We start from the raw sequence: 23,871 nt of genomic DNA on the forward strand, positions 1-23,871 counted from the left end.
CTTGATTGGATTCATAACCCAGCTTTTAAGCTGGCTACAATAAACTGGTCTAAGTCACCATCCAACACCTTATCACAACCACCGGTTTGTACGTTGGTGCGCAGGTCTTTAATGCGTTGGTCATCAAGCACGTAAGAACGGATCTGGCTGCCCCAGCCGATATCTGATTTAGTGTCTTCTAGGGCTTGAGAGGCCTCTTGGCGCTTGAGCATTTCTTGCTCGTACAACTTTGCGCGCAGCTGTTTCATAGCTGAATCTCGGTTTTGGTGTTGCGATCGTTGATTCTGACACTGCACCACAATTCCCGAAGGAGCGTGAGTTAGACGCACGGCAGAATCTGTTTTGTTAACGTGCTGACCACCAGCACCACTGGCACGATAGGTATCTACCCTCAGGTCAGCTGGATTAATCTCTATGTCTATATTGTCATCAATTTCTGGCGATACAAAGACTGAAGCAAAGGAAGTGTGCCGGCGACTACTAGAATCAAATGGCGACTTTCGCACTAAACGATGCACGCCTGTTTCTGTGCGCAACCAGCCAAAGGCATAATCACCATCAAAACGAATGGTGGCACTTTTTATACCTGCAACATCACCATCACTCACTTCCATAAGCTCAACTTTAAAACCTTTTTGTTCACCCCAGCGCAGGTACATGCGTAAAATCATACTGGCCCAGTCCTGTGCCTCAGTGCCACCAGAACCTGATTGAATATCTAAAAAAGCCGCGTTAGCATCCATCTCGCCAGAAAACATGCGCCGAAACTCAAGCTTTTCTAAACTCATGGTTAGAGCATCCAGCTCAGACTGTACCTCGTCAAGCGTATCTTGATCGTTTTCTTCAACCGCCAAATCCAGTAATTCGCGGGCATCAATTAGGCCTGAGTCCATGGTGTCGATGGTATTAACCACACCCTCAAGTAAAGATCGCTCTTTCCCTAAGGCCTGGGCCCGTTCTGCGTCGTTCCATACATCAGGTTGCTCGAGTTCACGCTCGACTTCAACTAGGCGCTCTTGTTTGTCGGCATAGTCAAAGGTACCCCCTAAGCACTTGGGTGCGTTCAGCTAGGTCTTTCATGGCTTGGATGTAGGGATTGATTTCAAACATTATGGCATTACCAGCAAAGCAGGCGCTCTAGTTAGTGCAAATTTATGGCGGCATTATACCCGATAGTGGTGATTTTTGGCACCGTTTACCCGTCACTTTATGAGAGAGTTTTAGACTAAGATTGATGGATTTTGTTGTGACCTAATAATCACACCAGATGAGAATATGCTATTTAGAAAGATCGGTGTCTGCCCATTAATCTTAAAAATACTGCATTAAGGCGCAACCTTGGCCACCTATCTTAAAGTACTTAGTTAAGCTGAGGAAACTCAATTTTAGGACAACGGTCCATCACCACAGTAATGCCAGCAGCCCTTGCCTTGGCGGCTGCATCTGCATGGTAAATGCCTAACTGCATCCACATCACCTTAGCCCCAATAGCAATGACCTCATCAGCCAAAGCCAGCATGGCTTCACTGGCACGAAAACAATCCACCATATCCACATGCATGGGAATGGCAGTAAGGTTTGGGTAGCAGGTTAAACCTAAGATGGTCTGATGCTGAGGGTGCACCGGAATAATATGGTAGCCCTGCTGTTGAAGGTACAAAGCCACTTGATGACTGGCACGGTGGGGCTTGGGGGACAAGCCTACCACCGCAATGGTTTTTACCTGATCACGAATGTGTTTAATATCATTGTTGGTTAAGCCGTCAATAGCCATGCATTATTCGCCTATATAAACACAACCAGAGGTGCAGGTTTCTTTCAACTCTAAGCGTGCAAGCTGCGGCAGTAGTGGTTTCAGCTGTTGCCAAATCCATTGCACCATGACTTCACTAGTCGGATTTTCTAAGCCTTTAATATCGTTTAAGTAGTTATGGTCTAACTGGTCATAAAGGGGTTTAAAAATCTGTTTAATATCACCAAAATCCATAATCCAACCCGTTGTTTCACCCACAGGGCCAGTCACCACAATACGTAATTGAAAGGTATGACCATGCAAACGACCACACTTATGCCCTACTGGAACGTTAGGTAAAAAGTGCGCTGAATCAAAGCTGAAGTCTTTATATATTTCCATTAACGGATGCCTGTAATTTTGTGGGTTTGCAAACTTAAACGCCACTGAGGGTGACGCAAGCAGTAATCAACCGTTTGTTGCACATAATTGTCGTCATCATTAGAAGTGGCTATGTAAGACTTATCTAGTGGTTGTAGGTAATAATGTTCAAACTCAAAATCAATAAACTGTTCTGGCATAGCTTGGCGCTGTGGGTATACAAGTTTGAGTTCATGCCCAGTGATTTGCACAACGTTGGAGCTGCCTTTAGGACTTACACAAATCCAGTCAATAGTGGCCGGAACCGGTATCGTGCCATTCGTTTCTATAGCAATTTCAAAACCCTGATCGTGCAGTTCGTGCACCAAAGCTTGGTCGACCTGCAACATCGGCTCACCCCCCGTGAGCACGACGAGTGGTTGGCCTGGCATGCCTTCTGGCCAACAGCTAGCAATTAACTGTGCCAAATCTTGGGCCTCATAACGTCCTCCTAGGGTGCCATCCACCCCCACAAAGTCAGTGTCACAAAAATCACAGATGCTAGTACCGCGGCGCGCCTCACTACCAGTCCAAAGATTACAGCCTGCAAAACGACAAAAAACTGCAGGTCGTCCAGCTTGTCGGCCTTCACCTTGGAGGGTATAAAAAATTTCTTTAACAGCATACATCATCAGATTTGCACGTAAGGCACTGGGTCTGTGAGACCCATTTTAGCAAAAGCGTCTAAACGCTCAACACAAGAACCACATTGACCACAGGCTTTTTCTTGACCCAAGTAGCAAGTCCAAGTTTGGCGGTAATCTAAACCCATGTCTACGCCTGCTTGCAGAATAGCTTGTTTAGTTGCATGTAAAAAAGGGCTGATGATTTGCACATCATCATAATTTGCGATGGCAGATACAACATTCATCGCATCGACAAATTCAGGGCGGCAATCGGGGTAGATGTCATGATCACCAGCATGAGCGCCATAAAATACCTGTGTGGTGCCTAAGGACACGGCATAACCGATGGCCATAGATAATAAAATCATATTACGGTTAGGAACCACCGTAGACTTCATATTATCTTCTTCATACTCTCCCATGGGAATGTCTATATCTGAAGAGGTAAGCGATGAACCTTGCAGTAATTGGTTGATCGCAGTGATGTCGACTAACTTATGCGATACCCCTAAATCTTCACACACTCTCACTGCCACATCCAGTTCTTTACTATGGCGTTGGCCATAGTTAAACGACAGGGCATAGACATCATAACCTTGCTGCAAAGCAAGGTGTAAGACAGTAAAGGAGTCCATGCCACCAGAATAGATGACAACTGCTTTTGGTTTCATAAGGCGGCTAATCTGCAAGGCGAATATTTAAGCCGCGCAGTATACCTTATGCTTACTGTTTACGCACTTTTTGCCAGTTTAGCTGGCTTCAAAGCATGCAAAATTCCATGCACCCACTGGGGCCTATTTAGAGTGTACAAATGCACTTGATCAAGCCCCTGCTCAGCTAACTGCTCAATTTGTTTTACCGCAACCTCAATAGCTAATTTAAATTGATCATTTGAATCACTCAAACGTTCAAATGGAGCCACGATGTTAGCAGGCACAGTCGCTCCGCAGCGGGCAGAAAAAAGTTGTATGGCCACAATATCGTGAATCGGCATAATTCCCACGACGATAGGTACAGTGATGGCGAGCCCACGGACTCGGTCAGCAAACCTAAGCAAAGTCTCAGTGTCATAGCAGTACTGCGTCATAATTTGACTAGCCCCCGCTGTCACCTTCGACGCTAAATGGCCTATATCTGCAATGGCATTAGGTGCGTCTGGGTGAGTTTCAGGGTAGCCAGCAACTGAAATGGTGCCATCAAACCAGTGTCTTAACCCTGCGACTAAATCAGCACCATAAGCATAACCTTGCGGATGAGGGGTAAAGGGCCCACTAGGACTGTCACCACGCAAAGCCACGAGGTGATCAACACCTTCTTTTACAAATGTCTGAGCTGTTTTATTAATTTCTACGGCACTGGCACCCGCAGCAGTAATATGGGCAGCAGCAGGGTGCCCTCGCTGCTGTAACCTTTGAATGGCATTAAAGCTTTCTACCTGACTTGAACCACCGGCACCATAGGTCATTGAACAAAATTTAGGCTGCCAAGTCGCAAGTCCGGTAAGGCAGGTGTCTAAAGCGAGGCTACTCACACTAGATTTAGGTGGGAAAAACTCAAAGGAATAACGGCAATTCAAGGCATACTCCAGTATTGACAGAAGAAATTAAACAATGTCTATTATGTCAGTTTGGGGTATGCCTCTGGGTGAAAGCTTTAGGTTAAAGATGAATGGTATTCAAGTTATGGTGCAACTAGACAAGACTTACAACGCCATAGACAAAGCCAGTAGCAAAAATAATTCCGTCATTTCAATACTTGCTCCAGCCGTATCTCCTGTCCAACCATGAATGCGTTGCAGCATTAAACGGCGCATCAGGCCATACCCAATGGCTGCTGTAGTTAACACGACTAAAGATAACCAAAGGTTGAGGTAAAGCATGAGCAGTGCTAATGATATACACCAAAACCAAACCCAATGGATCTGTGCTTGGTTTTTAAGCTCCGTTCCTAAACCCTCAGTGCGAACATAGGGTGTATGCACGATCAGCAGCATGACTTCAAAGCGGGCCAACACAGGCACGAATACTAGCGCCAACCACTGCCAAGTAGGGGCTAATTGGATAACGGCAATCACTTCACTCAACGCCAACCACTTGAGCAATAATACCAGCACTAACACGATCACTGCAGAAGGACCACAGGTTGGATCTTTCATTAAATCCAAGGTACGTTGTTTATCACCAAAACCACCTAACCAAGCATCAGCACTATCAGCTAAGCCGTCCAAATGCAGCCCACCCGTTAGCCACACCCATAAAACCAAAACGAAGGCGGCCTGCATGGACGTAGTCACATCTAATTGAAGCCAACGCAGCAATAATGGCACACTGATTAAAGCACCCCCAATAACCGCCCCTACGATGGGGTAATAAAGCAGGGCTTTTCCTGCCACTTGTGGTGTCGGCACCTTATTTGCTATAGAAAAAATGCGATAAACAGGGATGCGTGTTAAAAATTGAAAAGCCAGAACTAAAGCATGATAGTGTCGATTAAACATCAAAAACATCCCACTAAGAAGAAAAGTCTAGACTAAGATGGTAGTCAGGTTGGCCACTTTCATTGTCAAAGGATGCTACCTTTAAGCAAGCAACGCTAGCGTAGGGTAGGTTAACATTAAACATCCCTTTAGCATCCATATGTAAAATAGCCCCTAATATAGCCCTAATCACCCCCCCGTGAGTAACGAGCAGTAGGTGTTCAGATTTTTGCGCAATGGCGAGTTTAACATGCTCGTGCAGCGCCTCCATCACCCGAGTTTGTAATTGAGAAACTGTTTCACCATTGGGTGCAGAGCTTTCCATTGGGTTATTCCAGAACGCACTCACCGCCTCTGGATCGGCGCGCCATATATCAGCGCGTAACTTGCCATCCCAATCACCAAAAGATATTTCTTTTAAACGTTCATCTAATTGTGTCTTAGGCTCAATTGAATTTGCAAACTCTGCACAGCGGCACAAAGGAGAACTCACCAAATAATCTACTGGCAAAGAAAAGCCTGCGAAGCTTTGCTGCATTTGCGCTAAGCCATCTGCACTTAAGGCCACATCAGTGTGGCCCCGATAAATATCATCTGCCATGGTTTTTCCATGGCGCAATAAGCTGACTTTCATATTCTGTATGCCGTCATTAAGCCGACTTTTCAGAAACTGAAGCTTCTGCAAAGGTGGCCATTTCGTTATGGGTTACGCAAGCGCTTTTCAAAATAGATAGAGCAACACCAGCGCCACTGCCTTCCCCTAGGCGCATATCTAAATCAAGCATGGCCTTTGCACCCAGTGAGGTCATCATGGTTTGATGGCCTGGTTCTGCAGATGCATGGGCAAAAAACATCCAATCCAGTATTTGGGGGTGAATTTTAGCAGCTACAATGGCTGCCGAAGTGGTAATAAATCCATCTACTAAAATAGCTATGCCCAACTGCCCCAAACGAATGTAAGCACCCACTAACGCTGCAATCTCTAAACCACCGACGTGACGTAAAGCCTCTATAGGGCTGATCATTGCGGTCGCATGTTTAGCTAACGCAGACTCGATTACCTGAGCCTTATGACTGACTCCTTGAAGGTCTAATCCAGTGCCTGGGCCTACCAAACGGGCCACACTTTGACCCGTAGCCCATGCCGCCAATGCAGTCGCAGAACTCGTATTAGCGATACCCATTTCACCACCAATAAACAGGGTGACCTGGTTCGCTGCAGCTCGATCTGCTGCAGCCTTGCCCACAGTCATGGCTTGGGAAAGCTGATCTAGGGTCATGGCAGGTTGTTGAGCAAAGTTAGAAGTGCCTGGCATTATAGTGCTATCGCGGACATAATTCATGTTGGGCAAATCTACCACAGTACCTAAATTAACCACCTCAAACTGGGCATTATTTTGTCGTGCCAAAGCACATATTGCAGCTCCACCTCGAGAAAAATTCTTCACCATTTCACCAGTAACCACTTGAGGAAAAGCCGATACACCCTCTGCAGCGATACCATGGTCGCCAGCAAACACCACCACCTGAGCATGATCGACATTTGGCTTATCAACCCCCTGCATAGCGCACAGGCGCACAACCATGGTTTCTAAAAGTCCTAAAGAGCCTGGTGGTTTGGTCAACTGCCCTTGGCGCTCTAACCCTTGCTCCTTAGCATTGGCATTAAGTGCCGCTAAGGGCTGAAAAATCCAATCAATCGTCATAATAAGTAATACTTCCAGTTAATGTTTTAGTACAAATCGTAGTTAAGGTTTTAAGTGCAATGGTAAGCCAGCGACCACCAAGGTCACCGCATCACAAACCATTGCTAATTGCTGATTCATGAGCCCAGAATAGTCTTGGAATTGACGACTTAGTTCACCCATCGGCACGATGCCAGATCCCACTTCGTTGCTGACTAAAATGAGATGGTGCTGAGTGCGCTCCACTTGACCTATTAGTTGCTCCAATAAGGCATCAAGATCGGCAGCCTCAGTACACAAATGATTGCTCAACCATAGCGTTAAGCAATCCACCAGCACACAGCAGGGCTCTTGATCAAGTTCAAATAGGGTCTCACTAAGGGTCAAGGGTTGTTCTACTAGACGCCAATGATTAGGCCTACGTCGTTTATGTATGGCCACTCGCTGGGCCATACTTCCAGCCCCCTCACTATGGTGCACCTCAGCTGTTGCCACATAGATTACGGCTAAGCCTGTCGCCGTTGCCGCCTGCTCAGCCAAGCTACTTTTACCTGATCGAGCACCTCCTAAAAATAATTGCCGCTTTGGGGCTTGGGTCTTCATGGCTAGTATCCAGAACGCTTATGTGATGGTTTCTAGACCTAGTTTATCGTGAACCTATACCTATGAATACTCAAAAACGACCCGATTAAATCAATCTCAGAAGATACTCCTTGTCGGTGCTTAAGCCTATGGGTAAACTTGCGCGACTATTGAGGAGAGTAATAATGAAAAAACCCGTTAGCAACGAAAAGCATCAACAACGTATGGTTAAGGTGAAACAGCAAATAGATAAAAAAATTGCTAAAGCTGACAAAGAACAAGGCGTCTCAGTATTACTCACTGGTAATGGCAAGGGCAAAAGTAGCTCTGCATTTGGCATGCTGGCGCGCAGTTTAGGGTATGGTCATAATTGTGCAGTCGTTCAATTCATCAAGGGGGAATGGGAGTGTGGAGAAGAGTTATTCTTTAGCCAACTTCCGCTGGTGTCCTACCATGCTATGGGCGCAGGTTTTACATGGGAAACCCAAAACCAAGCCGCTGATAAAGCAGCAGCTGAAAAAGCTTGGACACTGGCAGCATCTTTGCTGGCCGACCCCAAGATTAATTTTTTAATGTTAGATGAACTAACTTATATGTTTAATCATGGCTGGCTGGATCTAGATATGGTTACAGAAGCCATTAGCCAGCGACCTGCTCATATGAACTTGGTTATTACTGGCCGCGGCGCACCCGATGGACTCATCGCTGCATGTGATACAGTGAGTGAAGTTAAAGATATTAAGCATGCCTTTCGAAATGGTATTAAAGCCCAGCGAGGCATTGAATTCTAGACTAAACGTTATTATCAACGAAAGTCCGTGGATCACAGTTATGGCAGGATCAAGAATTTACCTTTAACTCCATAAACAAGCAGCTTTATCGCAGTTTCGACAGGGCTTAGCCTATGTCGGCGCTGAGTATAAAGGTGAAGGTGACGTAACGGGGAACGCATATACCACCATGTATTTTGCATAAAAAAATGGCCTGAGTTACCCCAGGCCATAAAATCGCCACAAATACTGTGGAAAGCTTTGGTACAATACCCATAGTCGTTCAAACTGCCAAGTAAATGGCCAAAAATTCAGAATAGTTCCTAGACTTTACGCAAGACCTGCAAGCACAAGTATACGAGCATCTTTACTCACACTTATACTCACACTTATACTCACACATACACGCACAGCTATTTGCTATATCGAGACCTGCACCATGGGCATTGCTTTATTTTTTGGTTCCACCACCGGCAACACCGAAGACATTGCCGACCAGATTCGAGATATTTTAGGTTCTGACAAAGTTGATATCTTCAACGTCGCTGATGACTCTGTGAGTCTAATGCTTGAGTACAGCACCGTTATTTGTGGCATCCCTACCTGGGACTATGGAGAATTACAGGCTGATTGGGAAGACATTTGGGAAGAAATCGATGCCTTAGATTTAACCGGCATACAAATGGCTTTTTTTGGATGTGGTGACCAAATTGGCTATCCTGAGTGGTACCAAGACGCCATGGGCCTATTACATGACAAATGTATTGGCCTAGGAGCCACGGCCATTGGGTATTGGCCCACTAGCGGTTACCAATACGAAGAGTCCAAGGCACAGACCCAAGACGGTAGTCAATTTATCGGCTTAGCCGTTGATGAAGATGGCCAGCACGAATTAACAGACCAGCGTGTTAGCGCTTGGTGCCAGCAACTATTAGCAGAAATAAACGAGGTTTAATGATGCAAACTGATGGTCCCCTTTCAGGCTACAGGGTGATTGAGCTAGGACAACTCCTAGCTGGCCCTTTTGCAGGTTGCATGCTGGGATATTTTGGCGCCGAAGTCATTAAGATTGAAACTCCCAACGGAGGCGACCCTATTCGAAACTGGCGCCAAATGAAAGATGGAACTTCCCTGTGGTGGTATTCACTGGCAAGAAATAAAAAGTCTGTCACTATCGACTTAAAAACTAAAACGGGCATTGAATTAGTTAAGCGACTCATCAATTCTGCTGATATTGTGATTGAAAATTTCCGCCCAGGAGTGGTGGAGGATTGGGGCATTGGACCCAAAGAATTTAAGCAATCCAACCCAAAATTAGTTTATGCTCGCATCTCTGGTTATGGCCAAACAGGGCCTTATGCAAGCAAACCTGGGTTCGCTTCTGTATGCGAGGGTATTAGTGGCTTTCGTTACGTCAACGGCCACCCGGAACAAGCTCCTGTCAGGCCTAATTTAAGTATTGGTGATACCATTTCTGGTATTCATGCTGCACTGGGTATTTGTTTAGCCCTACTTGAACAAAAAACGAGTGGCACAGGCCAAGTGGTAGATGTTGCCTTATATGAGTCTATGTTTAATTTAATGGAAGCAGTGGTGCCTGAATACGATGGCGCCAACGTGATTAGACAACCTTCTGGTAGCACCGTTACTGGCATAGTCCCCACCAATACCTACCGCTGTTTAGATGGTAAGTACGTCGTTATTGGAGGTAATGGTGATTCCATATTTCAGCGGTTAATGACAGCTGCTGGCTACCCAGCTATGGCGCAAGATCCTGCTCTGGCCTCTAATAGTGGCAGGGTTGAGCATGAGGTGAGCATAGACAAAGCCCTTTGTGATTGGTGTGCCGCCAATAATGCTAGCCACATCTTACACATCCTTGATCTCAACAGAGTGCCTGGTGGACCCATTTATAACGTGGAAGACATGGTGGCTGACCCACACTTTAATGCCAGAGGTTTATTTGAAAATGTACAGATCAATGGAGAAACCTTAAAAATTCCAGCCATCCTGCCAAAACTCGATAAAACCCCTGGTTCAACCCGCTGGCCTGGGCCTGAACTGGGTAGCCACAACCATCATGTATTGAATGAAATATTGGGATTGTCAGAAGTTGAATTAACGCAGCTTGCCCAAGATGGCGTGATACAAGCACCAAATTAAAGCCATGATCTGTAGTCCAAGAGCCCACATCCATGCGGTTGCATAGGCCGTTTGTGGGTAAATACCCAGAGCATCAACGGGCCACAGGTTAATCACGATCCCTAAACCCCACTGACACGCAAAAGCCACTACAAAGACACACAAATTTAAACTGGTATTAACTCGACCCACTAAACTTTTAGGGACTGATTGAGACAAATAAGCGTACATTAAAACGCCAGAAGTTCCAAAAAATCCGCTCAACCCCCACCATAGATGATGCCACTCGCTCCATTCATTGATAATCACCCACTGACTCAAAATATAGATGAGCATGCCCGATACGCTTACCATGTAGGAACTCACACCAAAGCGATATAAACTAGCAGCTAACCAACCCAACACCACAAAGCCTGCCGTCATAGCCAACGCCATAGTCAGAATAATTTGAGCGGCCTCAGAGTCGGATAGAGATAGGTAGTCTCTCAACCAATAGCCTGACCACAAGCCCACAAACGCGCCAAATACACCCTGAGTGGCAACAGATAGTGGTGCCATCTGACAGAAGCTAGGGCTCTTAATAACCTGCCAAAGCTCAACCAGTTGTAACTTCAAGTTTTGCCCGTTTGAGTGCGTTGTGTATTTGGGGACTAAGCTATAAACCAATACACTAGCAACCACAGATGCCACACCTAATATTTGAAATAGTAGGCGCCAATCACCCCAAGTTAAAAACCACTGCACCGGGGTTGATGCCGAAACAACGCCCAAGCCTCCCGCCATCAATTGCAGACCGTTGACTAGAGGTAACTTTTCCGACGGTAACAGGTTGGCGTAGGCGGTAAATGCAGCCATTAAACAGGCTGACACGCCGATACCAATCAATCCACGGCCGATTAATAATCCTAAGGCTGAATCTGCTGAAGCAAATACTAGCGCACCCATGGCGGCAATGAGTAACAAAGCCGCACTGACCTTGCGACTTTCATAGCGATCAAGCAATAAACCTAAGGGCAACTGGCATAATGCAAAGGTTAGTAGGTAGGCGCTACTAATTAAACCCATTTGATTGGCGTCTAAGCCAAACTCCTGCACTAAATCTGGGGCAATAGCGACGTTAACCACACGGTATAAAAATGATAAGAAATAGCCAAAAGCAAAGGGCAACAATAACTTAAACAACATAGTCCTACCTCTAGCAAAGATATATGCAAAAAAACCAAAGTCTTTAATAAAAACACAAAAGCCCCTACAGGGAGGGGCTTACATAACAGTACTTTACTTTACGGCCTGAACTGCTTGTTAAAAAGGTATGTCGTCATCAAAACCATCATCAAAGCCACCTGCTTGCTGTTGAGGCTGCTGCTGATTTGGTGGTGGTTGTTGCTGATAAGATTGTGACTGTTGGGGGCGAGCTTGTGGCGCTTGCTGATTGAAGTTCTGCTGCGGAGCTTGGCCACCTTGCTGGGGTGCATAACCACCCGTATCTTGACCACCACCTTGGGCATTGCCTTGGCGGCTATCCAACATTTGCATTTGCGAAGCAACAATTTCAGTGCTGTAACGTTTCACACCGTCTTGTTCCCATTGACGAGTGCGCAATGCACCTTCAACATACACTTTTGAACCTTTACGCACATATTCGCTGGCAATTTCTGCGAGTCGGTTAAAGAACACCACCCGATGCCATTCGGTGCGCTCTTGGGGCTGACCCGTTTGTTTGTCTTTCCACGATTCAGATGTCGCAATACTTAGATTAGTCACGGCACCACCACTGGGCATGTATTTTGTTTCTGGGTCTTGCCCCACGTTGCCTATTAGAATTACTTTATTAACGCCTTGTGCCATGATCTTCTCCTGATGTATGAGTGTTAATTTGCTGTATGTGTAAGCACATTAAAAGGCCAATAACCTTCAATGAGGGGAGAAAATTATAGACCTTAAATGGCAATTATTCAAAGCCTAAACCGCTTATTTTCTAGCCTACTTCAATGACCTCCTTTAAAAGCTGTTATAGGTCACAGGTTATGCCTATAATGGCTGGTTTGCCCATTAGCGGATTGATTCATGGACACTATAATAGTACGCGGCGCGCGCACCCATAATTTGAAGAACATTGACATTGATATTCCGCGCGACAAACTCGTGGTAATTACAGGGCTTTCTGGATCTGGAAAGTCATCCTTGGCTTTTGATACCCTCTATGCAGAAGGCCAAAGACGCTATGTGGAGAGCTTATCGACCTATGCTAGGCAATTCCTGTCAATCATGGAAAAACCAGATATAGACCATATTGAAGGTCTTTCCCCAGCCATTTCCATTGAGCAAAAATCAACCTCACACAACCCACGCTCGACCGTAGGCACCATAACGGAGATCTACGACTATCTGCGCCTATTATTTGCTCGTGCTGGAGAACCCCGCTGCCCCGAACATGACCTACCATTAGCCGCCCAAACCGTAAGCCAAATGGTCGATTTAGTATTAGACCAAGAGCCAGACCAACGCTTAATGCTGCTTGCTCCAGTGGTGCAAAACCGTAAAGGTGAGCACTTACATACCCTTGATGAATTGCGTAGTCAGGGATACATCCGAGCCCGTATCAATGGCACATTATGTGACTTAGACGACGCACCTAGTCTAGAAAAGAACAAAAAACACACCATTGAGGTGGTCATCGATCGCTTTAAGGTAAAGCAAGGTTTGCAGTTGCGATTAGCAGAATCGTTTGAGACTGCCCTTAATTTAACGGATGGCATCGCTAAAGTAGCGTCTATGGACAATCCAAAAGCGCAGGAAATGATCTTTTCTTCTCGTTTTGCCTGCCCCACATGCGGCCACTCTATTGCCGAATTGGAACCTCGTTTATTTAGCTTTAACAGCCCCTCAGGTGCATGCCAAAGCTGCGATGGTTTAGGCATCCGACAATTCTTCGACGCCGGGAAAGTCGTGCAGCAGCCAGCCAACAGCTTATCTGAAGGTGCCATTAGAGGTTGGGATCGTCGGTCCATTTATTACTATGGTTTGCTTAGCGCTATGGCCAAGCATTTTGGCTTCAGTATGGATACCGCATGGGAAAAGTTGCCCACAGATGTGCATAAACTGGTGCTGTATGGCACTGGAAAGATTTCGGTAGAGTTTAATTACATCAATGACCGTGGTGACAAGGTAAGTCGTAATCATCCTTTTGAAGGCGTCATCAATAACATGCAAAGACGCTATCGCGAGACTGAGTCTAATATGGTACGCGAAGACTTAGGTAAATACCTCAATATGCAGCCCTGCCCCAGTTGTGATGGCAGTCGCTTGCGCACTGAAGCACGGCATGTATTTATCGACGGTTTGAATCTACCACAAATTACCAGTAAAGCAGTGGGAACCTGTGCTGACTACTTCGCCGAACTCAAGTTAGCGGGTAAGCAGGGTCAGATTGCCGATAAAATTGTCAAAGAAATTCGCTTACGTTTGGATTTTTTGGTTAACGTCGGTCTCGACTACCTCACCCTTGACCGTAATGCAGACACTCTTTCTGGTGGTGAGGCTCAACGCATACGTCTGGCTAGTCAAATCGGGGCTGGGTTAGTAGGGGTAATGTATATTCTTGATGAGCCATCTATTGGCTTGCACCAAAGGGATAACGAACGCTTGTTGAAAACCCTTATTCACTTGCGCGATTTGGGTAACACTGTGATTGTAGTCGAGCACGATGAGGAGGCCGTGCGCCTTGCTGATCATGTCATTGATATAGGTCCAGGCGCTGGAGTTCATGGAGGCTATGTGGTCGCTCAGGGCACCCCAGAAGAGGTTATGGCTAACCCTGATTCTCTTACTGGACAATATTTAAGTGGTATCAAATGCATTCCACTGCCAAGCAAACGCCATAAACCTACGAAAGGAAAATGGCTCAAGTTACTGGGCGCAACGGGCAACAACTTACAAAATGTCGACCTAGAGATTCCATTAGGCCTAATGACTTGTGTCACTGGCGTATCAGGCTCAGGCAAATCTACCCTAATCAACGCCACTCTTTACCCCCTGGCTGCGACTTTGTTAAACAAAGCTACTACTTTAGTGGCCTCCCCTCACCAACAAATAGAGGGCTTAAACCTTATGGACAAAGTGGTCGATATCGATCAAAGCCCCATTGGTCGAACGCCTCGTTCTAACCCAGCAACATACACGGGCATTTTTACCCCAATACGCGAACTATTTGCGGGCACCCAAGAGGCTCGGTCTCGAGGATATAAGCCTGGGCGTTTCAGCTTTAATGTGAAAGGTGGCCGCTGTGAGGCTTGCCAAGGTGATGGCGTAATTAAGGTAGAAATGCACTTTTTGCCTGATGTTTACGTACCTTGCGATGTTTGTAAGGGCAAGCGCTACAATCGCGAAACCTTGGAAATCCAGTACAAAGGAAAAAATATCACCGAAGTGTTGGGCATGACCGTAGAAACGGCAGTTGAGTTTTTTGCCGCTGTACCTATGATACACCGACGCTTAAAAACCCTAATGGATGTGGGCTTAAGCTATATTTGTTTAGGCCAAAATGCCACCACCCTTTCTGGGGGTGAAGCCCAACGCGTTAAACTGTCTCGTGAACTCTCTAAACGAGATACAGGGCAAACCCTCTACATCTTAGACGAACCCACCACAGGATTACATTTTGCTGATATTCAGCAGTTATTGGTGGTGCTCCATCGACTGCGTGACCATGGCAATACAGTGGTGGTAATTGAGCATAACCTAGACGTGATAAAAACTGCAGATTGGGTCGTCGATCTAGGCCCTGAGGGGGGTAATAAGGGTGGCCAAATCATTGCCACTGGAACCCCCGAACAAGTGGCAACCAATGTAGCGTCGCACACAGGACGTTTTTTACTGCCCTTACTTGATCGCAAAACCTAACCTAACCTAACTTAACCTAACCTAACTATAGACCACAGTAAAGTGGGTAGGCTGTTGCCTAACAAAGTCTTACTTAAAGTCACTAGCTGAGGCTCTCACTGTAGCTAAAGTAGCCTGCGATCAGGCTACCCTTGGTTCAACAACCTTGACCATGGCGCTTAAATAAAGCCAAAAAAAACCCAGCTCAAGGCTGGGTTTTTTAATTATGTAGAAAGTTACTCGTCGCTAGCTTCAGGACGGTCAACTAATTCTACATAGGCCATAGGGGCGTTATCACCAGGGCGGAATCCACATTTCATAATGCGGATATAGCCACCAGGACGCGCCTCATAACGAGGGCCTAGTTCATTAAACAGCTTGCCAACTGCTTCTTTGCTACGAGTGCGAGCAAAGGCCAAACGGCGGTTAGCAACGCTATCTTCCTTAGCTAGGGTGATCAGTGGCTCCGCCACACGACGCAGTTCCTTCGCTTTAGGTAGGGTGGTTTTAATCAATTCGTGCTCAAACAAAGAAACAGACATGTTCTTGAACATGGCCTTACGATGAGAGCTGGTCCGATTTAGATGACGACCACTTTTACGATGACGCATTTGTTAATTCCTTATCAAACTAAGTTTGAATTTTTAGCCGATTAAAGACGTTATGCTTGGTTGCCCTTCAACATGGCGGGTGGCCAGTTTTCCAAACGCATTCCAAGTGACAAGCCTCTAGAGGCTAACACATCTTTGATTTCGGTCAGTGACTTCTTACCGAGGTTCGGCGTTTTAAGCAGCTCAACTTCGGTGCGCTGAATCAGATCACCAATGAAATTTAAGTTTTCTGCTTTCAAACAGTTAGCCGAACGCACGGTTAGCTCAAGATCGTCTACAGGACGCAGAAGAATCGGATCAATTTCCGGTTCATCAACCTTAGTTTCTGGTTCGTTGTCGTTTTCCAAGGCCACAAACACTGCCATCTGACGTTGCAGAATAGTAGCAGCGCTACGGATTGCTTCTTCAGGATCTATCGTACCGTTGGTCTCTAGATCAATCACTAGCTTGTCCAAGTTTGTCCGCTGCTCTACACGCGCACTTTCAACTGAGTATGCAACGCGCAATACAGGGCTGAAAGAAGCGTCTAGCTGCAACTTACCAATGGCGTGAGTTTCATCTTCGCCAAAGTCGCGAGTGTCAGCTGGCTCATAGCCAGTACCGGCACGCACAGTAAGCTGCATGACTAGCTTGGTTGCCGTGTTTAAATGGGCAATTACATGGTCTGGGTTAGCCACTTCAATATCGTGGCTCAGTGCGATGTCAGCAGCAGTTACAGTACCTGGTCCCTGTTTAGTCAGGGTTAGGACTGCTTCTTCGCCGACGTGCATAGTAAGTGCAACCCCTTTAAGGCTAAGCAAGATTTCAATGACGTCCTCTTGCACTCCCTCAATAGAGCTATACTCATGCTCAACACCGTCAATTTCTACGTCAACGATTGCCGCGCCTGCCATTGAAGACAATAAAATACGACGCAGAGCGTTGCCTAGAGTGTGGCCAAAACCACGCTCTAACGGCTCAAGAATAATCTTCGAGCGGGTTTCACTTAAGCGTTGCACTTCGATGTTACGCGGTGTCAAAATATCGTTGGTTGAAGTCATGGACTCACCTTTCACTGGGGCAATTAATAAAAGAGTTTACTTAGAGTAAAGTTCTACAATCAATTGCTCATTAATTTCGGCAGGCAGCTCGCTACGCTCTGGCGTACTTTTAAAAGTACCTTCCAGCTTTGTAGTATCTACATCACACCACTCTACTGCTGCACGCTGGGCGGCTAACTCTAGAGCACTTTTGATGCGCAACTGCACTTTTGCCTTTTCACGGATCGAGATGACGTCACCTTCAGCTACTTTGTAGCTTGGGATGTTGACTGTCTGACCGTTAACCAAAATGCTCTTGTGAGAAACAATTTGACGTGCTTCAGCACGGGTAGAGCCGAAGCCCATACGGTAAACAACGTTATCTAGACGCGTCTCTAACAAACTCAACAAATTCACACCTGTTGCGCCTTTAAGACGATCCGCTTCTTTATAGTAGTTACGGAATTGACGCTCAAGAATGCCATACATACGGCGAACTTTCTGCTTTTCACGTAACTGTGTACCGAACTCAGACAGGCGGCTGCGGCGTGCGCCGTGAACACCCGGAATGGTATCAGCTTTACATTTTGAATCTAATGCTCGCACACCGCTCTTAAGGAACAAATCTGTTCCTTCACGTCGAGACAGCTTGCAAACGGGTCCAATATATCTTGCCATTTGATCCTACCCCTTTATACGCGACGCTTTTTAGGCGGGCGACAACCATTATGTGGAATTGGAGTCACGTCTGTAATGTTAGCAACCTTTAGGCCGCAACCGTTTAAAGCACGAACCGCAGACTCACGTCCTGGTCCTGGGCCTTTAACAAATACATCAATGTTCTTCAATCCAAATTCCATTGCTGCTTTACCAGCACGTTCAGCTGCCACCTGGGCGGCAAAGGGCGTGCTTTTTCGAGAGCCACGGAAACCAGAACCACCCGCTGTTGCCCAGCTGAGTGTATTGCCCTGGCGATCGGTCAAAGTAACGATCGTGTTGTTAAAAGAAGCATGAATGTGCGCGAGCCCATCCGCTACCTGCTTTTTAACTTTTTTACGTGTACGAGTACCTGGCTTAGCCATGTTGATATCCTGTACTTAGCTTATTTGCGAATTGGTTTAGTCGGACCTTTGCGGGTCCGGGCGTTAGTCTTGGTCCGTTGACCACGCAGCGGTAAGCTACGACGGTGACGTACACCACGATAACAACCTAAATCCATTAGACGCTTAATGTTCATTGAGATTTCGCGGCGTAGATCGCCTTCGACGTTCATTGCAGTAATGGCGTTACGAATCTCATCTAATTTCTCTTCACCCAAATCACTGACCTTAGTGCTTTCCTCAATCTTGAGGTCGGCGCAGATCTTTTGGGCAGTAGGTCGGCCAATACCAAAGACATAAGTCAACGAGATAACCGTGTGCTTATGGTCTGGAACATTGACACCAGCTATACGAGCCATTCAATTTACTCCATTCGAGACACTCAAAAAGTGCTTCGTTTTTTATTTTCTTCGTCACAGAAGGCGGCGAATTATACATCCCCCGCCTAACTACGTCAATGAAGCTTAGCCTTGGCGTTGCTTATGACGTGGTTCAACTTTGCAGATCACTCGAACTACACCGCTGCGACGTACGATTTTACAGTTTCGGCACATTTTCTTTACAGATGCACGTACTTTCATTTCGAACTCCTAAATTCTTGGGGCGAATGCCAGACTTAACCTAACAGTCCGCCATTACCCTTTAAATTCGATTTCTTCATCAGGGAACTGTACTGGTTGGACATCAAGTGAGATTGCACTTGGGACATGAAATCCATGACCACAACTACAACAATCAATAATGATGTACCACCGAAGTAAAAGGGCACATTCCATGCAATTACTAAAAACTGCGGCATTAGCGAGACCGCGGTAATGTAAAGCGCACCGAATAGCGTTAACCGACCCAAAACAGTATCGATGTAACGCGCCGATTGTTCACCTGGGCGAATGCCTGGGATAAATGCCCCAGACTTCTTCAAGTTATCCGCCACGTCTTTAGGGTTAAAGACCAATGCGGTATAAAAGAAGCAAAAGAACACAATACTTACTGCAAACAGAAGAATGTATAGGGGCTGACCCGGCGCTAGCGCCAAAGCAAAGTCCTGCACCCATTGCATACTATCTGCTTGACCAAACCACTGACCGATGGACGCCGGTAGTAATAAAATGGCCGATGCGAAAATTGGCGGAATAACCCCCGCCATGTTCACCTTCAAAGGCAAATGGCTGGACTGAGCGGCGAATACCTTATTGCCTTGCTGACGCTTGGCATAGTTAACGGTAATACGGCGCTGACCACGCTCCATGAACACCACAAAAGCGATGGTCGCGAGCGCCAGTACGGCGATTGCTAACAGGGCGATAATATTTAAGTCACCCTGACGGGCGGCCTCAAATGATTGTCCTACCGCACCGGGAAGACCCGAAACAATACCTGCGAAGATGAGTATTGAGATGCCATTGCCAATGCCCTTTTCTGTCACTTGCTCACCAAGCCACATTAAAAACACTGCACCAGACACCAAGGTTACGACTGCAACGAAATAAAAGCTGAGGTCTGCATTAAAGGCAATTCCTTGCCCAGCAAGACCGACCGCCATAGCTAAAGACTGTACCGTGGCTAAAATCACAGTACCGTAGCGGGTGTATTGACTTATTTTCCGTCGACCAGCTTCCCCTTCCTTCTTCAACTGCTCTAAATGTGGACTTACCACAGTCATGAGCTGCATGATTATCGAAGCCGATATGTAAGGCATAATGCCCAAGGCTAAAATACTCATACGCTCCAATGCACCACCCGAAAACATGTTAAACATGCTCAGGATAGTGCCTTGATTCTGCTCGAACATAGCGGCAAGGCGGTCAGGATTAATCCCAGGAACTGGAATATGTGCCCCGATACGATACACTAAAATGGCGATCAGCACGAAGCGCAAGCGAGACCATAACTCACTTAGCCCACCTTGATTACCAGCTGGTGACTTACCTTGCTTTGCCATACTATGCCTCGATCTTACCGCCAGCAGCTTCAATAGCAGCTGCTGCGCCCTTAGTTACGCGCAAACCTTTGACAGTAACTGCCCGGGTTAACTCGCCACTAAGAATTATTTTGGCATCCTTCATTCGATCGTTAATCACGTCAGCAGCTTGTAACGCCGCCAAGTCAATCACGTCGACCTTCATACTAGCCAATTCACTTAACCGCACTTCAGCTACGAACGCAGCTTTGCGCGAAGTAAAACCAAACTTAGGTAGACGCCTTTGTAGCGGCATCTGTCCGCCTTCGAATCCAGGCTTAACACTGCCGCCAGACCGAGACTTTTGACCTTTGTGACCACGGCCACATGTCTTGCCTAAACCAGAACCGATGCCACGACCGACGCGCTTAGGCGCGTGGGTAGATCCTTCAGCTGGGGATAGAGTATTTAAACGCATAACAATTTCCCTTATTCGCCTTCAACGCGAACCATGTAGTTGACCTTGTTGATCATGCCACGCACAGATGGAGTGTCTTCCACTTCTACTGTATGCCACATGCGCTTAAGGCCAAGACCTTTGACGCAATCACGGTGACGTGGCAATTTGCCATGCACGCTGCGCACAAGGGTGACCTTGATCATAGACTTTTTTGTTGCCATGACTAATTACCCCAAAATTTCTTCGACAGTTTTACCACGCTTAGCTGCAATCTCTTCAGGAGAGTTCATGGCTTTTAGGCCATTGAAAGTTGCACGCACTACGTTTACCGGATTGGTAGAACCGTAGCACTTAGCTAATACGTTGTGGACACCAGCCATTTCAAATACAGCACGCATCGCGCCACCAGCAATTACGCCAGTACCTTCAGATGCTGGCTGCATGTATACCTTAGAGGCACCATGGCGAGCTTTGATAGCGTATTGAAGGGTAGTACCATCCAATTCCACTGTAATCATGTTGCGACGCGCAGCTTCCATAGCTTTCTGGATTGCAGCAGGCACTTCACGAGCCTTACCACGTCCAAAACCTACACGGCCTGCGCCATCACCTACCACTGTTAAAGCGGTAAAGCTAAAGATACGACCACCTTTAACCACTTTAGATACACGGTTAACCTGTACCAAGCTTTCTTGCAGGTCGCCGTCTTTCTGTTCAATGTTAGCCATTGTCATATTTCCTTAGAACTGCAAGCCAGCTTCACGCGCGGCATCAGCCAACGCCTTCACTCGGCCGTGGTATTTAAATCCAGAACGATCAAACGCGACCGTCTCGACACCTGCTTCTTTAGCGCGAGTTGCGATCAAAGTGCCTACTAGGGCGGCTGCATCAGCGTTGCTAGTAGCGTTTGAACGCAAGCTAGAATCTAAAGTAGAAGCTTGAGCTAATACTTGAGAACCGTCGCCAGAAATGACTTGTGCGTAGATGTGCTGCGATGTGCGATTAACACACAACCGAGTTACACCTAGGTCACGCATCTTATAACGTGCGCGGGCGGCGCGACGTAAACGTGCAATTTTCTTTTCCATGTTATCTTGCCTTACTTCTTCTTAGCTTCTTTACGACGCACATGCTCGTCTGCATAACGCACACCCTTACCTTTATAAGGCTCTGGTGGACGGAAGGCGCGAATCTCGGCAGCCGCTTGGCCAACACGTTGTTTATCAACACCAGAAACTACAACGGTAGTTTGGTTTGGACACTCGGCAGTGATGCCTTCAGGCAACTGGTAATCTACCGGATGGGAAAAACCCAAAGTTAGATTAAGCACAGATCCTTTAGCGGCAGCACGGTAACCAACACCTTGCAAAAGCAAAGTCTTAGCAAAACCATTAGCTACACCAATCACCATATTATTAACTAAGGCACGTGTAGTACCTGACATGGCAATGGCAAGCTTGCTATTATTGCGAGCACCGAAGGTTAATTCATTGTCGGCTTGGTTAACTTCCACATCTTTGTGGATGACCAGGTCCAAAGAACCTTTGCCGCCTTTAACGGTCAAGTCGCGACCCTTAATGGTAACTGTTATCCCTGCAGGCAACGCCACAGGGCTTTTTGCTACTCGTGACATGACAACTCCTTAGAATACGGTACAAATGACTTCACCACCAATACCAGCAGCACGAGCTGCACGGTCGGTCATAACGCCATGAGAAGTTGTAACGATTGCAACACCTAAACCACCTTCAACAGTAGGGATAGAAGAAGCGCCTTTGTACACGCGTAGAGAAGGCTTAGAAATGCGCACAATCTTTTCGATTACAGGCTTGCCTTCGTAATATTTCAAAGTAATGGTCAACTCTGGCTTGGTGCCTTCAGCAACAGAAATGTCGCCAATGTAGCCTTCGCTTTGTAGGACCTGCGCTACTGACACCTTCAACTTTGAAGAAGGCATAGTGACTGATACTTTACCAGCCATGTGCGCATTACGGATGCGAGTGATCATATCCGCTAATGTGTCTTGCATACTCATGTGAGTGAGCTCCAATTATAACTTAAGTACCACGCGCCCTGAGGCTCGCTTAACAAAAGCGTGACCAGACCTAAAGCCGGTATTGACTTTGGTTTCCAATCACCCGATTTTTTTAAAAACTGGCCACAAAGCAAATAAGCTTCATCGCCAACTTTTTACCAGGATGCCTTTTTAAGGCCTGGTACATCTCCACGCATCGCCGCTTCACGAAGCTTGATACGTGATAGGCCGAACTTACGGTAAACCGCATGTGGACGACCTGTGATTTGACAACGGCGCATTTGACGCACTGGACTTGCGTTGCGAGGCAACTTTTGCAAAGCCATTTGTGCATCCCAACGATCTTCTTCGCTGGTATTAACGTCGTTTAAAATTACTTTGATTGCATCGCGCTTAGCGGCAAACTTAGCAACAGTTTTTGCACGCTTGTCTTCACGCGCCTTCATGGAAGATTTAGCCATGTTATCGCCCTACTTTTTGAACGGGAAGTTAAGGGCTGTTAATAGCGCCAAACCTTCGTCGTTGTTACGTGCTGTGGTAGTGATAGTAATATCCATACCCCGTAGCTTATCCACTTTATCGTATTCGATTTCAGGGAAAATGATCTGCTCGCGCACACCCATGCTGTAGTTACCGCGTCCATCGAACGACTTAGGATTTAAGCCTCGGAAGTCACGGATACGTGGGATAGAAATATCTACCAAACGGTCGAAAAATTCCCACATTTGCTGGCCGCGTAAAGTAACTTTACATCCGACTGGCCAACCTTCACGCACTTTAAAGCCTGCAATAGACTTACGCGCTAAGGTGACAACAACTTTTTGACCGGCGATAGCTTGTAAGTCAGCTACTGCGTTTTCGATCATCTTCTTATCGCCAATGCCTTCACCAACACCCATGTTCAGGGTAATTTTGGTGATCTTTGGAACTTCGTTAACGTTAGCTAGCTTCAACTCTGTATGGAGTTTGGCTGCCACTTCGTTTTTGTATAATGCTTTTAGTCTTGACATAGTCCGAATCCCCTTATGCGCCGATCACTTCGCCGCTGGACTTGTAGATACGTACCTTACTGCCGTCTTCAAGAATCTTGAAGCCAACACGGTCGCCCTTGCCAGTCGCGGAGTTGAAAATAGCAACATTAGAAGCCGCAATCGGTGCTTCCATATCAATGATGCCGCCAGGTTGGTTCGTTGTTGGGTTTGGCTTTTGGTTTTTCTTAACCATATTAATGCCAGACACAATAAAGCGACCATCAAGAACTTTTGCGACGGTGCCGCGCTTGCCCTTGTCTCTGCCTGCGATGACGATTATCTCGTCATCGCGCTTAATTTTAAGCATGTCTTTATCCTTTCCTACAACCTTCTCACACTAGCAAAAGTGCAACCGCACTCTCACTCCCCTTTAATAAGGGAATAAGCCTCCTTGCGGAGTT

The 23,871-nt window shown here is 46.5% G+C and carries 32 protein-coding genes; 4 read left to right on the plus strand and 28 right to left on the minus strand.

Annotation, left to right across the window (positions count from 1 at the left end; genetic code table 11):
- Positions 1–11: 11 nt before the first annotated feature.
- The 10 genes from prfB to cobU all read right to left on the minus strand — a co-directional run bounded on the left by prfB (position 12) and on the right by cobU (position 7,542).
- A protein-coding gene (gene prfB, locus ABXT59_RS11450) for a peptide chain release factor 2 (RefSeq protein ID WP_443636245.1) occupies positions 12–1,110 on the minus strand; the annotation gives its coding sequence in 2 pieces (ribosomal slippage) (positions 12–1,034 and positions 1,036–1,110; 1,098 coding nt in all).
- A 250-nt stretch (positions 1,111–1,360) separates the two neighbouring features.
- On the minus strand, positions 1,361–1,774 hold the full coding sequence (locus ABXT59_RS11455) for a CoA-binding protein (protein WP_443636246.1): 414 nt from the start codon (positions 1,772–1,774) through the stop codon (positions 1,361–1,363).
- Positions 1,775–1,777: 3 nt separating this feature from the next.
- Positions 1,778–2,134, minus strand: a complete 357-nt coding sequence (gene queD / locus ABXT59_RS11460) for a 6-carboxytetrahydropterin synthase QueD (protein WP_443636247.1) — start codon at positions 2,132–2,134, stop codon at positions 1,778–1,780.
- Entirely contained in the window at positions 2,134–2,784 is a 651-nt protein-coding gene (gene queE, locus ABXT59_RS11465; RefSeq protein ID WP_443636248.1) for a 7-carboxy-7-deazaguanine synthase, read from the minus strand. The genes queD and queE overlap by 1 nt, the downstream gene beginning before the upstream one ends.
- Positions 2,784–3,449 carry a 7-cyano-7-deazaguanine synthase QueC gene (gene queC, locus ABXT59_RS11470; RefSeq protein WP_443636249.1) on the minus strand — a complete coding sequence of 222 codons (666 nt, stop codon included), beginning with the start codon at positions 3,447–3,449 and terminating at the stop codon, positions 2,784–2,786. Before queC ends, queE begins: the two co-directional genes overlap by 1 nt.
- Positions 3,450–3,508: 59 nt before the next feature.
- Complete coding sequence (locus ABXT59_RS11475) at positions 3,509–4,354, minus strand: methylenetetrahydrofolate reductase (protein WP_443636250.1); 846 nt, start codon at positions 4,352–4,354, stop codon at positions 3,509–3,511.
- A gap of 126 nt (positions 4,355–4,480) precedes the next feature.
- On the minus strand, positions 4,481–5,275 hold the full coding sequence (gene cobS / locus ABXT59_RS11480) for an adenosylcobinamide-GDP ribazoletransferase (RefSeq protein WP_443636251.1): 795 nt from the start codon (positions 5,273–5,275) through the stop codon (positions 4,481–4,483).
- A 13-nt stretch (positions 5,276–5,288) separates the two neighbouring features.
- Positions 5,289–5,888, minus strand: a complete 600-nt coding sequence (locus ABXT59_RS11485) for a histidine phosphatase family protein (RefSeq protein ID WP_443636252.1) — start codon at positions 5,886–5,888, stop codon at positions 5,289–5,291.
- 16 nt (positions 5,889–5,904) lie between these two features.
- Complete coding sequence (gene cobT, locus ABXT59_RS11490; RefSeq protein WP_443636253.1) at positions 5,905–6,960, minus strand: nicotinate-nucleotide--dimethylbenzimidazole phosphoribosyltransferase; 1,056 nt, start codon at positions 6,958–6,960, stop codon at positions 5,905–5,907.
- Positions 6,961–7,002: 42 nt separating this feature from the next.
- A complete protein-coding gene (cobU, locus tag ABXT59_RS11495; RefSeq protein ID WP_443636254.1) occupies positions 7,003–7,542 on the minus strand; it encodes a bifunctional adenosylcobinamide kinase/adenosylcobinamide-phosphate guanylyltransferase in 540 nt (179 codons plus the stop codon).
- 164 nt (positions 7,543–7,706) lie between these two features.
- On the opposite strand from cobU, the gene cobO reads away from it, so the two are divergent.
- The 3 genes from cobO to ABXT59_RS11510 all read left to right on the plus strand — a co-directional run bounded on the left by cobO (position 7,707) and on the right by ABXT59_RS11510 (position 10,454).
- Positions 7,707–8,312, plus strand: coding sequence for a cob(I)yrinic acid a,c-diamide adenosyltransferase (cobO, locus tag ABXT59_RS11500; protein WP_443636255.1), 606 nt, complete (start codon positions 7,707–7,709; stop codon positions 8,310–8,312).
- Positions 8,313–8,730: 418 nt separating this feature from the next.
- Positions 8,731–9,246: a flavodoxin FldB gene (gene fldB, locus ABXT59_RS11505; protein WP_443636256.1), complete on the plus strand. Its 516-nt coding sequence runs from the start codon at positions 8,731–8,733 to the stop codon at positions 9,244–9,246.
- Positions 9,246–10,454: a CaiB/BaiF CoA transferase family protein gene (locus ABXT59_RS11510; protein WP_443636257.1), complete on the plus strand. Its 1,209-nt coding sequence runs from the start codon at positions 9,246–9,248 to the stop codon at positions 10,452–10,454. The genes fldB and ABXT59_RS11510 overlap by 1 nt, the downstream gene beginning before the upstream one ends.
- On the opposite strand, the gene ABXT59_RS11515 is transcribed toward ABXT59_RS11510, so the two are convergent.
- Complete coding sequence (locus ABXT59_RS11515) at positions 10,410–11,618, minus strand: MFS transporter (protein WP_443636258.1); 1,209 nt, start codon at positions 11,616–11,618, stop codon at positions 10,410–10,412. The genes ABXT59_RS11510 and ABXT59_RS11515 overlap by 45 nt on opposite strands.
- Positions 11,619–11,735: 117 nt before the next feature.
- Entirely contained in the window at positions 11,736–12,281 is a 546-nt protein-coding gene (gene ssb / locus ABXT59_RS11520) for a single-stranded DNA-binding protein (RefSeq protein WP_443636259.1), read from the minus strand.
- A 219-nt stretch (positions 12,282–12,500) separates the two neighbouring features.
- Here ssb and uvrA point away from each other — a divergent pair, with 219 nt between their 5' ends.
- Complete coding sequence (gene uvrA, locus ABXT59_RS11525) at positions 12,501–15,335, plus strand: excinuclease ABC subunit UvrA (RefSeq protein WP_443636260.1); 2,835 nt, start codon at positions 12,501–12,503, stop codon at positions 15,333–15,335.
- A 215-nt stretch (positions 15,336–15,550) separates the two neighbouring features.
- Here uvrA and rplQ read toward each other — a convergent pair whose 3' ends face one another.
- The 16 genes from rplQ to rplX form a co-directional block, all read right to left on the minus strand.
- Positions 15,551–15,925 carry a 50S ribosomal protein L17 gene (gene rplQ, locus ABXT59_RS11530; RefSeq protein WP_443636261.1) on the minus strand — a complete coding sequence of 125 codons (375 nt, stop codon included), beginning with the start codon at positions 15,923–15,925 and terminating at the stop codon, positions 15,551–15,553.
- 50 nt (positions 15,926–15,975) lie between these two features.
- A complete protein-coding gene (locus tag ABXT59_RS11535; protein WP_443636262.1) occupies positions 15,976–16,965 on the minus strand; it encodes a DNA-directed RNA polymerase subunit alpha in 990 nt (329 codons plus the stop codon).
- Positions 16,966–17,001: 36 nt separating this feature from the next.
- Entirely contained in the window at positions 17,002–17,622 is a 621-nt protein-coding gene (gene rpsD / locus ABXT59_RS11540) for a 30S ribosomal protein S4 (RefSeq protein WP_443636263.1), read from the minus strand.
- 14 nt (positions 17,623–17,636) lie between these two features.
- On the minus strand, positions 17,637–18,026 hold the full coding sequence (gene rpsK / locus ABXT59_RS11545; protein WP_046483944.1) for a 30S ribosomal protein S11: 390 nt from the start codon (positions 18,024–18,026) through the stop codon (positions 17,637–17,639).
- 20 nt (positions 18,027–18,046) lie between these two features.
- Positions 18,047–18,403 (minus strand): 30S ribosomal protein S13, encoded by a 357-nt coding sequence (rpsM, locus tag ABXT59_RS11550; RefSeq protein ID WP_443636264.1) that lies wholly within the window; start codon positions 18,401–18,403, stop codon positions 18,047–18,049.
- 105 nt (positions 18,404–18,508) lie between these two features.
- Positions 18,509–18,625 (minus strand): 50S ribosomal protein L36, encoded by a 117-nt coding sequence (rpmJ, locus tag ABXT59_RS11555; RefSeq protein WP_443627979.1) that lies wholly within the window; start codon positions 18,623–18,625, stop codon positions 18,509–18,511.
- 35 nt (positions 18,626–18,660) lie between these two features.
- A complete protein-coding gene (gene secY, locus ABXT59_RS11560; RefSeq protein ID WP_443636265.1) occupies positions 18,661–19,986 on the minus strand; it encodes a preprotein translocase subunit SecY in 1,326 nt (441 codons plus the stop codon).
- A 1-nt stretch (position 19,987) separates the two neighbouring features.
- The gene (gene rplO / locus ABXT59_RS11565; RefSeq protein WP_443636266.1) at positions 19,988–20,422 is read right to left on the minus strand and encodes a 50S ribosomal protein L15; all 435 of its coding nucleotides are present in this window, start codon (positions 20,420–20,422) and stop codon (positions 19,988–19,990) included.
- An 11-nt stretch (positions 20,423–20,433) separates the two neighbouring features.
- On the minus strand, positions 20,434–20,625 hold the full coding sequence (rpmD, locus tag ABXT59_RS11570; RefSeq protein WP_046483949.1) for a 50S ribosomal protein L30: 192 nt from the start codon (positions 20,623–20,625) through the stop codon (positions 20,434–20,436).
- Positions 20,626–20,631: 6 nt separating this feature from the next.
- Entirely contained in the window at positions 20,632–21,132 is a 501-nt protein-coding gene (gene rpsE / locus ABXT59_RS11575; protein WP_443636267.1) for a 30S ribosomal protein S5, read from the minus strand.
- Positions 21,133–21,144: 12 nt separating this feature from the next.
- On the minus strand, positions 21,145–21,492 hold the full coding sequence (gene rplR, locus ABXT59_RS11580; RefSeq protein WP_443636268.1) for a 50S ribosomal protein L18: 348 nt from the start codon (positions 21,490–21,492) through the stop codon (positions 21,145–21,147).
- Positions 21,493–21,503: 11 nt separating this feature from the next.
- Positions 21,504–22,037, minus strand: a complete 534-nt coding sequence (gene rplF, locus ABXT59_RS11585) for a 50S ribosomal protein L6 (protein ID WP_443636269.1) — start codon at positions 22,035–22,037, stop codon at positions 21,504–21,506.
- A gap of 9 nt (positions 22,038–22,046) precedes the next feature.
- The gene (gene rpsH, locus ABXT59_RS11590; RefSeq protein ID WP_443636270.1) at positions 22,047–22,439 is read right to left on the minus strand and encodes a 30S ribosomal protein S8; all 393 of its coding nucleotides are present in this window, start codon (positions 22,437–22,439) and stop codon (positions 22,047–22,049) included.
- A 155-nt stretch (positions 22,440–22,594) separates the two neighbouring features.
- Positions 22,595–22,900, minus strand: coding sequence for a 30S ribosomal protein S14 (gene rpsN, locus ABXT59_RS11595; protein WP_443636271.1), 306 nt, complete (start codon positions 22,898–22,900; stop codon positions 22,595–22,597).
- A gap of 9 nt (positions 22,901–22,909) precedes the next feature.
- Positions 22,910–23,449 carry a 50S ribosomal protein L5 gene (gene rplE / locus ABXT59_RS11600; protein ID WP_443636272.1) on the minus strand — a complete coding sequence of 180 codons (540 nt, stop codon included), beginning with the start codon at positions 23,447–23,449 and terminating at the stop codon, positions 22,910–22,912.
- 13 nt (positions 23,450–23,462) lie between these two features.
- Positions 23,463–23,777, minus strand: a complete 315-nt coding sequence (gene rplX / locus ABXT59_RS11605) for a 50S ribosomal protein L24 (protein ID WP_443636273.1) — start codon at positions 23,775–23,777, stop codon at positions 23,463–23,465.
- Between the last annotated feature and the right edge of the window lie 94 nt (positions 23,778–23,871).

The organism is Candidatus Njordibacter sp. Uisw_058, from assembly GCF_047730065.1.
GTDB lineage: Bacteria > Pseudomonadota > Gammaproteobacteria > Pseudomonadales > Balneatricaceae > Njordibacter.